11 protein-coding genes are annotated in these 13,249 nt (G+C 57.1%); 5 read left to right on the top strand and 6 right to left on the bottom strand.

The window, feature by feature from the left end:
* The first annotated feature begins 43 nt into the window (after window positions 1-43).
* Together CA51_RS18865 and CA51_RS18860 are read left to right on the top strand one after the other, a co-directional pair.
* On the top strand, window positions 44-1,441 hold the full coding sequence (locus CA51_RS18865; protein WP_145122755.1) for a DUF1501 domain-containing protein: 1,398 nt from the start codon (window positions 44-46) through the stop codon (window positions 1,439-1,441).
* A gap of 68 nt (window positions 1,442-1,509) precedes the next feature.
* Window positions 1,510-2,724: a mandelate racemase/muconate lactonizing enzyme family protein gene (locus CA51_RS18860; RefSeq protein ID WP_145122754.1), complete on the top strand. Its 1,215-nt coding sequence runs from the start codon at window positions 1,510-1,512 to the stop codon at window positions 2,722-2,724.
* A 43-nt stretch (window positions 2,725-2,767) separates the two neighbouring features.
* On the opposite strand, the gene CA51_RS18855 is transcribed toward CA51_RS18860, so the two are convergent.
* Window positions 2,768-4,405, bottom strand: coding sequence for a LamG-like jellyroll fold domain-containing protein (locus CA51_RS18855; protein ID WP_145122753.1), 1,638 nt, complete (start codon window positions 4,403-4,405; stop codon window positions 2,768-2,770).
* Window positions 4,406-4,435: 30 nt separating this feature from the next.
* The gene (locus CA51_RS18850; protein WP_145122752.1) at window positions 4,436-4,972 is read right to left on the bottom strand and encodes a sigma-70 family RNA polymerase sigma factor; all 537 of its coding nucleotides are present in this window, start codon (window positions 4,970-4,972) and stop codon (window positions 4,436-4,438) included.
* 203 nt (window positions 4,973-5,175) lie between these two features.
* Here CA51_RS18850 and CA51_RS18845 point away from each other — a divergent pair, with 203 nt between their 5' ends.
* Together CA51_RS18845 and CA51_RS18840 are read left to right on the top strand one after the other, a co-directional pair.
* The gene (locus CA51_RS18845) at window positions 5,176-8,142 is read left to right on the top strand and encodes a DUF1553 domain-containing protein (RefSeq protein WP_231745779.1); all 2,967 of its coding nucleotides are present in this window, start codon (window positions 5,176-5,178) and stop codon (window positions 8,140-8,142) included.
* Window positions 8,143-8,149: 7 nt separating this feature from the next.
* Window positions 8,150-9,592, top strand: a complete 1,443-nt coding sequence (locus CA51_RS18840; RefSeq protein ID WP_145122750.1) for a DUF1501 domain-containing protein — start codon at window positions 8,150-8,152, stop codon at window positions 9,590-9,592.
* Between the two features lie 188 nt (window positions 9,593-9,780).
* Here CA51_RS18840 and CA51_RS18835 read toward each other — a convergent pair whose 3' ends face one another.
* A complete protein-coding gene (locus CA51_RS18835; RefSeq protein ID WP_145122749.1) occupies window positions 9,781-10,656 on the bottom strand; it encodes a DUF1571 domain-containing protein in 876 nt (291 codons plus the stop codon).
* Between the two features lie 369 nt (window positions 10,657-11,025).
* On the opposite strand from CA51_RS18835, the gene CA51_RS18830 reads away from it, so the two are divergent.
* A complete protein-coding gene (locus CA51_RS18830; RefSeq protein WP_145122748.1) occupies window positions 11,026-11,364 on the top strand; it encodes a hypothetical protein in 339 nt (112 codons plus the stop codon).
* 51 nt (window positions 11,365-11,415) lie between these two features.
* Here the strand turns inward: CA51_RS18830 and CA51_RS18825 are convergent, their stop codons facing one another.
* The 3 genes from CA51_RS18825 to CA51_RS18815 all read right to left on the bottom strand — a co-directional run bounded on the left by CA51_RS18825 (window position 11,416) and on the right by CA51_RS18815 (window position 13,237).
* Entirely contained in the window at window positions 11,416-11,790 is a 375-nt protein-coding gene (locus tag CA51_RS18825) for a VOC family protein (RefSeq protein ID WP_145122747.1), read from the bottom strand.
* A 122-nt stretch (window positions 11,791-11,912) separates the two neighbouring features.
* Entirely contained in the window at window positions 11,913-12,515 is a 603-nt protein-coding gene (locus CA51_RS18820; RefSeq protein WP_145122746.1) for a hypothetical protein, read from the bottom strand.
* Window positions 12,512-13,237 (bottom strand): Crp/Fnr family transcriptional regulator, encoded by a 726-nt coding sequence (locus CA51_RS18815; protein WP_145122745.1) that lies wholly within the window; start codon window positions 13,235-13,237, stop codon window positions 12,512-12,514. The genes CA51_RS18820 and CA51_RS18815 overlap by 4 nt, the downstream gene beginning before the upstream one ends.
* Window positions 13,238-13,249 lie beyond the last annotated feature (12 nt).

Genomic DNA, 13,249 nt, shown 5'->3' with positions numbered 1-13,249 from the left:
CGATTGTCGAGTTCCGATTTTTGAACGCCAAGTTGAGCATATTATGAATTCCCCGTTCGATCCAACAACTTCGTTGCTCTCACGACGCTCCATTTTACGCTCCGCCGGCGGCGGGTTTGGAATGTTGGGACTAACCGATTTGTTGTCCCAAGATGCGAGTGCCAGCAGCAATGCGGAGAAGCTTGGGCTGCCGCACTTTCCTGCTAAAGCTAAACGCGTGATCTTTTTGTTCATGAGCGGTGGACCATCGCAGTTGGACACCTTCGATCCCAAACCGGATCTACACAAATACGAAGGACAGCGCCCGGCAGCTGTCGATATCCGGACAGAGCGACCGACATCGGGACTGTCGGCGTCGCCCGTCAAGTTCACGCCGGCGGGTGAGTCGGGGATCCCGTTCCCCGAGTACTTTCCTCGGTTGGCCAAACATGCCGATGAGATGGCAATTATCCGGTCGATGTACACCGATAATCCAAACCACGCTCCCGCCCTTTGTCTGATGAATCTGGGGGCGATGACGCCGACGCGGCCAAGCGTCGGATCGTGGTTGACGTATGGATTGGGAAGCGAAAACCAAGACTTGCCTGGGTACCTTGCGCTTTGTCCTGGCTTGCCCGTCGTCGGTCCCAAGCTGTGGGGAAATGCGTTTCTTCCCGGTGAGTTTCAGGGCACCTACATCCATACAAAAAAGACGTCGCCCGAAGCGATGATTCCTCATCTGCGGAACACCGAACTGTCGCCGAAGTTACAGAAGGAACAATTGGACTTGGTGGCTGCGATCAATCGCCAACACATGGAACAGCGAACCGATGCGGTCGATCTGGAGACGCGGATCTCCTCGATGGAGCTGGCCTATCGGATGCAGTTCGAAGCGATGGAAGCCTTCGATATCTCGCGGGAAACTCAGGCGACGCGGGATGCCTATGGAAGCAGTGAATTTGCCGAATCGTGCCTGCTCGCCCGACGGCTCAGCGAACATGGTGTGCGGATGGTGCAGGTTTATTATGGCAACCGTCAGCCTTGGGATACGCATTCCAACCACCAGAAACTCAACGGCAAACTGTGCAAAGATATCGATGGACCGATCGCACAACTGCTGACCGATCTCAAGCAACGCGACTTGTTAGACGAAACGCTGGTCGTATGGGGTGGCGAATTTGGCCGCACGCCGACTGTCGAGGGTGGCAGCGGACGCGATCACAATCCGTATGGATTTTCGATGTGGATGGCCGGAGGTGGAATCAAGGGTGGGACGATACATGGAGCCACCGATGATTTCGGTTTCCGTGCAGTCCAAGATAAGGTGCATGTGCATGATCTGCACGCAACCATTATGCATCTGATGGGCATTGACCATCAGAAGCTAACCTATCACTATTCCGGGCGAGACTTCCGGTTGACCGATGTGCATGGTGAAGTGGTTCATAACATCATCGCATAGTCTTGGGGATCGCCGCTGGCGCTCTCAATATCCAATTCAACGACGCGATCCAAATCGATGGAAACGACATGCAGATAACAAAAATCGAAACCGCAATTCCCGACCAGATCATGCCGGGCTTGCTGTTGTTGCGAATCCATACCAGCGATGGGATCGTCGGTTGCGGCGAGACCTATTACGCTCCCGAATCGGTCGCCAGCATGTTGCACGATTGGATGCACCATCATCTGCTGGGCGAGAACCCGTTGGATATCGAACGGCACTGGCGGTTTCTGTACGAACGGACGACTAACTTTGGATCGCGCGGTGCCGAACTGCGAGCCATCTCGGCGATCGATCTCGCCCTCTGGGACATCCTTGGGCAAGTCACCAAAATGCCGGTCTGGCAACTGTTGGGCGGCCGTGTCCAGGATTCGATCCCGACTTACAACAGCTGTGGCGGTCCTTCGTATGGTGGCAAAACAGAGGATAGTTCCGGCCATATTTGGCCCGGCCATGGACCGATGGGGAACCAGGGGCCACTGAACGATTATTGGTCGATCGTTCATGAACCGGTTCAATTGGCGGAGGAGTTGATCAGCGAAGGTTACACGGCGCTGAAGACCTGGTCGACCGACTTCGCTGCTCACAAAACCAACGGTCCGCTGCACGTTTCGCTGATGGATGTGGAGAAGGCTGTCGAGCCGTTCCGCAAGATTCGCGAAGCGTTGGGAAACAAGATCGAGCTGATTCTCGATGGGCATGGTTTCTTCCAGCTGCCGATGGCGCTTCGACTCGCCCAACACCTGCGTGAATTCGACCTGCTGTGGGCCGAGGATCTGTTGCGTGTCGATTCGATCGACACCTTAGCCGACTTCCGCGACAAAGCCGGAATCCCGTTGGCCGTGAGCGAGATGTTCAGCGGCCCCGATGATTTCCGATTGACGCTGGAAAAGCGTGCCGCGGATTATGTGATGATCGATCCGACTTGGGTTGGTGGGATCTCGCAAACGCGCAACATCACTCGCCTGGCCCAGTTCTACAACGTGCCGGTCGTGATGCACGATTGCACCGGGCCGCTGACGTTGTTGTCGGGCGTACAAGTTGCCGCGACATCGAACAACGTGGCTTGGCAGGAAAGCGTGCGAGCCCATGTGCGAATGCTGTATCCGAAGTTGATCGATACGGAAGTCACGATCGAAAAGGGAAGGATCACCGTTCCCGAGCGAGCTGGAATCGGAGCCGCTTGGCAACCCGAACTGTTCCAAAGCGGCCAGGGTCAACATCGCATCACCAGCCTTTGATGCATCGGTGTTGGATGGCTTCGGAAACCAGTACGTCGAGCGATCATTGATCGGTCGGCAGCCCTGTTTGAACGTTCAACACCTGTCGGGTGCCAGCGCTGACGGGAGTGATCGATCGCCATCGCTGGTCCGATTGTGGAGTCGTGCTCGGAGCGAAATAGGATTCGCCGCGAGCGGCGCGACTATGGTGAGCAGCGATTTCATCGGCGGTCAAGGCAAAGTCGTAGAAGGCGACTTCATCGAGCGTGCCTTGGAAGGCTTCGCTCTTGACCCAGCCGTTGTTGCCGATGCAAGCTTGAGCCGACCCGCCGCTGATCGCCAGAACGCCAACGGGAAACTGGTGCTCAAAACATAATCGGCCATCGATATAGAGGCTCTTCTTCCCACTGAAGCTATCGTAGGTCGCCACGACATGGTGTGGTTTGCCATCGGTCAAATCGGCTTTAGACGGCCGCCCCTCGCGGCCATCCAGCGGCATGTCGAGTTCGCTGTAGCCAAATTCTTCCAGGTGTAGGCCAAACGAGAGGCATGGCCCGTCGGGAACTGGCGGCATCGCATAGTTGCCGACGTTGGCGTCGTTTTGAAAGCTCAACAGAAAGCGATATTCGCCATCCTCTTTGCGAAAGATCTCGTCGTAGTCTTTGAAGTTTCCGCTCCACGCGGAGATGAACATTGCTTCGATCGAAATCCCGCTGCTGCAGGCCATCGCTCCCGTTCCGGCAGTGCTTCCCAAGCCGTCGTCGATATCGATAAAGGCGTCGGGAGAGTTGTCGAACTGGACCGCGCCATCACCCACAATCCCGCCGGTTCGCGTCGCTCGACTGCCATACGACAAGCGAGAACCTGCCTTCGCGAGGTCCGCCGTCGTCGTCGTGGGGGAATCGAAGTTCCAATAGAACAGCGGTGATCGGATACGTCTCTGCACGTCGACTTGACCATCGATCACATGGACGGCGATATGTTGATCATCGATCACGTCGACTTCGAATTCGGTTCCCAAGTCGAGAATCCTCAAGTTGGCTGTCGTCACCGAAAATCGGGACGCCGGGTCACTCAGCTTGGCATGCACCAAACCTCGGAAAAGCACGCCGCTGTCCCTTGCGTTGATCCCAAATAATGCCGGCCCCTGAACACGTAAGCTCGCACCACTTTGGGTTTGAAAGTCGGTTGCTCCTTGCTCGACGGTCAAGGTCAGCGGCCCGGTGGCGTCCCGTCGATTTCCAATCGTGCCAACCATTCCCAGTGGCGGTTTGCGGTGGTCGTAACTGAAAGCCATCGGCTGCGTCTGCAGCTTTGGCGCTGTCGCCGCGATCGGTTGTCGTGGTTCGATCGGCTCGCGAGCCAACCGGATTCCAACGATAACAAGCACCGAAGCCGCTACAGCAAAGGCAACCAGCGCGGGCCAAGTCGATCGACGATCGTCGGTCGACTTGAGGGAAACTGCTTTACCACTTTGCGTTGCCGGTGGCAGACAGGCCGAGATGTCGGGCATCGCCGGGACCGTCAGCCCCAATTGACCGTGAACCAACGTGTACCGCAGATACTCCCGCTGTGCTTCGGGATCGTTGGTCAGCATCGCTTCCAATTGAGCCGTCTGGTCGACAGTCGCCGTCCCTTGGATCTGCAAGTCGGCCAGGTCCAAAAGAGCTTGCCGATCGGGTGCTTCGTCATCAGGTTGCATGGGCTTGTAGTTTCTCTGGAGCAAGCGATTTTAGACTGGTTCGTTCTGCAGTTTCGATTCGACACAATCGGCTAGCGAGCGACGCATCACCTTCAGCGATTTGTAGACCGCGTGCACCGACCGCTGCCATCGTTGGGCGATCGTCGCCGCCGAATGGTTCTCGCCGTAAAACAGTTGCACCAATTCCCGCTGCCGTTCGCTCAGCAACTGCACGCATTGGTCGATCGCTTCCTGGCGGACGTTGATCTCCGGGCCAAGCTTTAGTGCCGTCGCCGAGAGTTCATCGATCAACGCTTCGCTGAAGACGTGCCGGTCGCGGTCGCGGGTCCGCCAATGCTTGAGCACTTGATGCCGAGTCACTCCCAACGCCCAAGCGGCGAAATCTTGATCGCGGCGGAACGTGGAAAAGCTGCGCCACAACTCTAAACACGTCTCCTGATACACATCGTCGACGGCGCAGGGTTGATAGATCAACGACCGTATATAAGCGAGAACCCGCAATTGGTCTCGCGCAAACAAGCGTAGAAAGAGTTCGTAGTCGTCGGGATCGCTTGGTTTGTCGTCCATCCCGCAGGATCTCTGTTGCAGCAGTTGGAATTAATGTCCGGGCACGTGGCCTGTATCAAAGAATGGCGCGCGGCGTGGCGATTTGGTACCTCCCGCAAAACAAAAATTTCGAAGTTCGGGTACCAAATCCGCATCCGCCGGGTCACTCGATCTATAACAGTAGACTTGCATTTGTGACTCGAACGAGGGTTGAGAGATTGTTGTTGGCAGCAGCAGAACGATTTGCGATTCGGTTGGCTCTTTGGGGCGCGATCTCTCTTTCGCTTGGCGTCGCCGAACTATTGGCCGACGATTCTCAGTTCGAGGCTCACGTGGCGCCGCTGCTTGCCCAACGCTGTTTCTCCTGCCATGCGGGCGGTTCGCCCGAAGGCGGCTTTTCGATTGAAGACTCCGCAGCCTTTTTTGCCGACGGATACATCGAACCGGGCGATTCGGCGGCGAGCCATTTGATCGAGTTGATCACTCCGGTCGACGGCAAAGCTGCGATGCCCAAGGATGCCGACCCGCTATCGGCCGCGGAGATCGCAACGATCGCAAGCTGGATCGACGCCGGAGCCCGGTGGCCCGAAGGGTTTGTTGTGCAGGAAGCGTTGGTCGATGATTTCGATTGGTGGTCGTTCCAGCCGCTGTCGCGACCGCCGGTTCCCGAGCTGAACGATCCGTGGGCGAAGGATCCCATCGACCGATTTGTTTTGGAAAAGTTGAACCAGAAAGGGCTGACCTATTCGCCGCCAGCCGATCGAAGGACGCTGATCCGCCGTCTGACGTACGATCTGATCGGGCTGCCGCCAACGCCAGCAGAGGTCGCTGATTTTGTCGCCGATCCCGATCCCAAGGCTTACGAAAAACTTGTCGATCGTTTGCTGGAATCGAAGCATTACGGCGAGCGATGGGCGCGGCACTGGTTGGACGTCGCCAAGTATGCCGATTCGAACGGCTACGACAAAGACAAATTGCGTCCCAACGCATGGCCCTACCGCGACTATGTGATTCGATCGTTCAATGAAGACAAACCGTACGCCCGCTTTGTTCAGGAGCAGATCGCGGGAGACGTGTTGTTTCCCGGAACGGCTGACGGCACACTCGGTTTAGGTTTTATCGCCGCCGGTCCCTGGGACTTCATCGGTCACGTCGAGGTTTCTGAAGCGAAGCTGGATGGCAAAGTCGCTCGTAATCTCGATCGCGACGACATGGTTTCCGGCGCACTAAATACATTCTGCAGTGTGACGGTACAGTGCGCGCGATGCCACAACCACAAATTTGATCCGATCACGCAACGGCAGTATTACGGCTTGCAAGCGATCTTCGCGGCAGTCGATCGAGCCGATCGAAAGTTCGACCTCGATCCCCAGGTTGCCGAAAAGCGGAGCGAATTGAACGATCGGTTGGAAGACGGCAGCGCCATCCTGAAAGCGATCGACGACCAGATCGCCACCGCTGGCGGAAAACGACTGGCCGAGCTCACGGCGTTGTTGGCGAAGCTGAACAAAGAATTAAAACCTGTCGAGTTTCCCGAGTATGGATACCACAGTGCGATCGTCGCTGCCCAAGATACTGAAAAGTGGGTCGAGGTTGAGTTGAAGGAGGAGGTGTCGGCATCTCGCATCGTTTTGCATGCGTGCAAAGACAGCTACAACAACATCGGCGCCGGCTTTGGATTCCCGATGCGATTCAAAGTGGCTGTCGCTGACGACGCGGGCAACTGGACGACGGTTCGCGATGCGACGATGGAGGACTTTGCCAATCCAGGCTTGATGCCCGTCGAAATCGCCTTGGACGATCATCTGGTCCGTCGCGTTCGCGTGACCGCAACACGATTGGCGGAGCGGAAGGATGACTTCATTTTTGCATTGGCTGAATTGCAAGTCTTCGCGGCGGATCAAAACGTGGCGCTCGGGGCAACCGTCCATTCGCTCGATTCCATCGAAGCAGCACCTCGCTGGCGTCGCCAGAATCTGATCGATGATAAGTGGCCGCAAATTGGAGAGCCCGACACGAAGCGGCAGATCGCCGAAGCAACCGAGCAGCGAGATGCGATCCTCGCAAATGTGACCACACCCGATATGGCGCAGCGTCGCGATGAAGCGAAACGGAAGATCGCCGAGACCGAGGCAGCGATCGCTGCCTTGCCACCGCAGCAAACCGTTTACGCAGCGGCGACCAACTTTACCCGGCAAGGAAATTTTAAGCCGACCGGCGGCAAGCCGCGCGAGGTGTTTGTGCTGCATCGCGGAGAGGTCTCGCTGCCGGGCGATCCCGCCGTGCCAGGCGTGATCCCGCTGAGCGGTGATGCGCAGTGGCAGTTCGACGCGACGTTAAACGAATCGGAGCGACGAGCTCAATTGGCCGCATGGTTGACCGACCGCGAACACCCTTTGGTCTGGCGGTCGATCGTCAATCGCGTTTGGCAGTACCACTTCGGCCAAGGAATTGTTGCCACGCCAAACGACTTCGGTCGGATGGGAGCCGAACCGACGCATCCCGAATTGCTCGATTGGTTAGCCGTCGAGTTTCGCGACGGCGGGCAATCGATGAAATCGCTGCATCGAATGATCGTCCACAGCAATGTCTACAAACAGTCCTCGGCAGATAACGCGGCAAACGCGGCGATCGATGGCAGCAACCAATATCGATGGCGTTCCGAACGGCGGCGTCTGTCGGCCGAAGAGCTGCGGGATTCGATCCTAGCGGTCAGCGGCACGCTGGATCCGACGATGGGCGGTCCCGGGTACTATCTGTTCGAATTGGAAAAGACAGCTCATTCGCCTCACTTTCAATATCACAAATTCGATCCGGCCGACAAGCGATCGCATCGCCGCAGCATCTACCGTTTCATCGCTCGATCGCAGCCAAATCCCTTCCTGACGACGCTCGATTGTGCCGATTCATCGCAGAGCACTCCACGGCGGAACGAAACGCTGACCTCGTTGCAAGCGTTGTCCTTGATGAATAACAAGTTCAATCTCGTGATGGCGGAAGCATTTGTGGGGCGGCTTCAAAACGAACGGGATGGGCTGCCAGAACAGGTCGACCGGGCGCTCCAGTTGCTGGTCCAGCGGCCTGCGACTGTGGAGGAACGGAACGATCTGATCGCCTACGCCAATGCTTACGGCTTGGAAAACTTGTGTCGGTTTTTGTTTAACCTAAGTGAATTCGTGTTTGTGGACTGAAGTGAAAATGCAAAACCGAAGAGAATTCGTCCGCCAAGCAGGCACAAATTTTGGTGCGTTGGCGATGGCGGCAATGCTGCACCGCGATGCGCAATCGGCCAGCGGCGGCGCGGTCGAAGTGCTGCACCATCCACTCAAAGCCAAACGCGTGGTGCAGTTGTTCATGGCCGGTGCCGCCAGTCACATCGATCTGTTTGATCACAAACCACTGCTGGAAAAATTCCACGGTCAGGAATCGGACTTCGGCGAACCGGTCGAAGCGTTTCAAAACGGCTTGGGGCCGTGGATGAAATCCCCTTTCAAGTTTGCCCGTTATGGCAAATCGGGAAAGCAGTTGAGCGAAGTTGTTGCGCCGCTTGGAGAATGCGTCGATGACATCGCCTTCGTCCACAACATGGTTGGCAAAACGGGAGTCCATTCACAGGCGACGTATCTGCAGGCCACAGGTTTCCAACGCCCCGGGTTCCCAGGAATGGGAGCTTGGGTCAGCTATGGCTTGGGGGCGATCAACGAGAACCTGCCGACTTTTGTCGTTCTTCCCGACCACCGCGGATTTGCCAGTAACGGACCGAAGAACTGGGGCTCCGCATTCCTGCCCGCCAGTGCTCAAGGGACCACGATCTTTCCGCAACGCGAAAATCCGATCGATGACCTGACCGCTCAAGCTGATTTTGTGACCGCAGCAGGAGACCGCGACGGGTTGGCGGTACTCGATCGCATGAACCGTCGCCATCTACAGCAACACGCCGGCGATTCGCGACTGGAAGCTCGAATACGTTCTTATGAATTGGCGGCTGCGATGCAGTTGAGCGCTCCTGAAGCGTTGGACATCTCAGGCGAGACGGCAGAGACGATGAAGATGTACGGATTGGATCGGATTGGGGCGACGTATCCCGATGCGATCAATCCGGCGGAAGAGGCGGAGTATTTTGGTCGCAAGTGCCTGATCGCCCGGCGATTGTTGGAACGGGGCGTACGTTTCGTGCAGATCTGGTCGGGGAACGACAACGGATTCCCTCGACGCAACTGGGACTCCCATGAAGATATCGAGCGAGATCACGGTCCGCTGGCTCGCGGGATGGCGGTCGGGACGGCGGCGCTGCTGAAAGACCTCAAACGAACCGGCATGCTAGAAGACACAATCGTGCTTTGGACCACGGAATTTGGCCGGATGCCAAGCACGCAAGGGAGCAAGGGACGCGACCACAATCCCTACGTCTTCACCAACTGGATGTGTGGCGGCGGGATCCGCGGCGGCGTCAGCTACGGCGAATCGGATCAATGGGGCTACAAGCCGCTGGACCGGATGCATCCGACACAGGTCTACGACATTCACGCCACGATCCTGCACCAATTGGGGATCGATCACAAACGGCTAACGGTCCGCCACGACGGCGTCGACCGCCGCCTGACCGACGTCCACGGCCACGTCATTCGCGACCTGATTTAGAATGGTCGCAATCGTTCGACGCGACAGGTTCCAAGTCTTTTAAAGACTCCTGGAAAACAGATCGAGGTTTCGCGACATGCCAGAACGGATTTCGCTCGGCTGCCACAAAACGCCCTGGCGACGACTGCCAGGACGTTGGTCCTACGACCGTTGGATCAGTTCCATTGATCCGACGTGTCGCTGCGGGGTTACTTCGAATAGAACGAGTAGTTCGGGTTGTTGGGATCGAAGTCGGCGTCGGTTAGGCCCACGTTTAACTTGACGTTAAGGTAGGTGTACTCCTCGTTGATCTCAGGCTTTTGGCCCGGCGTTTTGGGCCAGCCGTAAGCGACGTAGCGGACCGGGATATTCATCTGGTCGTCGATGAAGATCTGTCCCAGACTGAAATCGAACTCGGGCCGGTACTCGGGATGCGTGACTTGGATCACGCTGCAATCGCGGCCGTTGATCTTGGCGTTCTTGCGGAACTCTACTTTGACGTCTTTGTGCTGCCGATCCTGCTCGCCGCGCTCGATCAACTTCAAGACCAGGTTCTCGATTCCGATCTCGGTCAGCGGATACTTCTGGCCACGCATCGCAAACGCACCTTCGGGCTTCAACCAGACCGTCGGCAGGAAGCGTCCTTTGAAGCCGCCTTCGTGAGCGACCATCTTGTTGTCGTTCTGCTGCTCGACATAGATGACTTCGCGGCCTTTGACGGTCGCTGGCTTCAAGAAGGCCAGGTAGACGCTAAAGGGAACGACAACGCGTCCATCTTCGACCCGGCGATTGCGGACCTTGATGAACATGTATTCGTATTCCCCGACCGTGTTGCCAACCAATTCGCGTTTCACCAGCGTGGCGGTGTAGTCGCTGATGTTGGTGCGGATCTCTTGCAGGCCTTCATGCGCGATCCGCAACGCTTCATCCAACGGATGAGTCGCGGGCGTCAAGCTGTTGTTGGCTGCGATCCGAAAGACCGGCTCTTGAAACTTGCTCTGCGGAGCTTGTGCGAACGCGGAACTGGTTGCGCCAGCAGTAGCTGCGGCGAGCATCGATAAGATTTGTCGTCGTGAATGATTCATGGAAGGCCATCCTCCGTGTTAGGCCGACGTCCGTTGATTAGCTTACGTGCTATCAATATCGCCCTTCGATACTCGCCGATCCATCTTCTTCTTTGGGCGAAGCACAGCCAGTATAGACGTTAGATTAGCGCTGCGTTGCATATTCCTCAGCGAAGCAGCAGCGCAGCGTGTAGCCAGTCGATCGCAATGTCCCACCGATCCTAACGTCCCTGCCGACGCTCGCCTATCCCGATTCCTACAACCGTTAAATTTGGCCTGGATTAATAGGCTTGCCCACCCGATACCAGAGAGGTGGGCTGAAGCGAGTCGCCGGCGCGTCGCAAGCCCTTCGCTTTTTGAATGGCTTGTGGAATGAAGAGGGACCGTCCCGTGAAATGGTTGAAATTGCTTCCACTTGCTAGCATTGGCTTTTGCGGCTGGGCTGTTCCCGCGGTAGCGCAAGGCCCGGCGGCAGGTTACTCTTCCAATTATGCCATCGATCCCGTGGGGCTCGGGATGTGGGCCGCGCCTCCTGCGCCGCACCTGGTGATCCGATCGCCGCAAAAATCGTCTCACCTGCACCACAATTCGGCGATCATTCCGGGCGCAACCGCCGTTCCGGTTTGGAAAGAGCCGTATGCGTATGGGTATTTCGGAGCCAAGCCGCGTCAGCATCCCTACCGCAGCTTTGGGCATCAACAGGCCTACACCGAGTGGCGTTGGCGATAGCAAATCGCTGCCAGCGGGACCGGTTTGGCACGCAAACTATCGATTGGCGATCTACGCCCCGTCGCTGGTCCCTAACAATTCGATCCAGTGTCCGTCGGGATCGGGTAAAAAGACTTGCAGCCCACCATCGGGGCGAACCTGGCGCGGGTTGTGCCGAGCGCCCAGTCGTTGCAGGTGACTCTCCCAAGCGTCGAGATCGTCGACCTTCAGCGCCAGGTGATTCCCGCGGCTTGCCGAATGCACGGCGCTGTCGCGGTTGCCGATCAGATGCAGTTCCTGATCGATACCCAGGCGAAACCAAGCTCCTGGGAAATCGAACGCCGGCCGCGGCAACGGTTCCAATTGCAAGACGTCTCGATAAAACGCGACGCTTGTATCGACGTCGGCGACATGCAGCGCGATGTGATTGAGTTGCAGGACTTTCATTGGGCGGAGTCACCGATTTGTGGAGCGGGGCAGTGGGTGCTTGCCGCTCCATTTTCCAAATCTTTGCAGACTGTACAACCTGAGAAGGTGTTGTCGGACGCGAAGTGGAAAGCTAGGGCTGGTTAGAAATTGAATGGCCGGCCGAGCATCTTTTCCCATTGCTTTTGCTGTTCCGGAGTCAGCGTGGCGGTGATCTCTTTTGCGATCTCGGCATCCTCGTCGCTGATCTTACCGCGGCCGTAATTGCGGCTGAGCTGTTGGACCAACTTTCCGGTCGTCTCCCGCTGCGATTCGTCCAACTGCAATGCGTCGGCGAGGTCGTCCATCGCGATCGCGCGGAGCCCGCGGCGTTGCAGCCACAGTTCCTGCAGCCGTTTATATTGATTGGGATCCAGGATAGTCGAAAGCAACCGCTCGGCGACCGGTCCCGATTGGGCTGCGACGTCGTCGGCCGAAGGCAATTCCTCGCTGGGCGACTTGTCGCGGCGGGCGTTGCGATATTCTGAAAACAGATCGGCTTGCAGCGCGAAGATCAGTTCGGCGGTGTCGCGCGACAGGGCCAGTTCGGCTTGTACGTCGGGGATCCGGAACAGCGACATGATCCCGCTGTTAAAGAACCGCTGCATGCCTCCGCCGCGCGAACGGTTAGTCGGCTGAGCCACTGCCCAGGAGGAGAGGACGCAACAAAATACCAGCAATGTTGTCCATCGCATGATTGTATTCATCGAGTTGGTAATCCTTGTGGCGGTGTTTGACGGTAGGATTGACCGACACCTTCGGCCATCTGTTGTGGGCGCAGCAGAACGATCTGGCGTCGTCCCGATTCGATCAAGCCCTCCGCTTTTAATTGCCCTAGTACGATCGTAACCGATTCGCGCGTGCTGCCGATCAAATTGGCTAGCTCTTGGTGTGACAGTTTGATCCGCAATCGCACGCCCTGCTCCGCCGGGACGCCAAACTGTTCGGCCAGTTCCAACAGCAGATGCGTTAAGCGATCGCGATTGGACTGGAACAACAGGTTCCGCAATCGTCGCTGGATCCGCTGTCGTCGGAGCCCAACCAACTTGGTGATCCCAACGGCAAACGCGTTGGCTTCGGACATTAATTGTATCAGTTGGTCGGCGGGAATCATCACAACGGTCGCTGCGGTGACGACTTCGACAAATTCATCGCGTTGGGAGGGATCGAACAACGCCAGTTCGCCAAAGAGCTCACCGGGTTCGATAAATGCCAGCGTCGACTGTTTCCCATCGGGCGTCGAGTGGCAGACTTTGACCATTCCGCGAGTCAGCAGGAAGACGCTGTCGGCGGCTTGATACGGCAGATAGACCAGACTGCGTGCGGTGAACGAACGAACACGGCTGTGCATTTCCAGCCGACGGATCTGGTCGGTGGCCAGATTGGCAAATAGCTCGCACGACTTCAGATGCCAAACTTGTTCTGCCACGCAGGAGATCCT

Origin of the sequence: Rosistilla oblonga, from assembly GCF_007751715.1 — a bacterium.
Taxonomy (GTDB): domain Bacteria; phylum Planctomycetota; class Planctomycetia; order Pirellulales; family Pirellulaceae; genus Rosistilla; species Rosistilla oblonga.
Note: the sequence above shows the minus strand (reverse complement) of the source record. Positions and strands in the feature narration are given on the sequence as shown.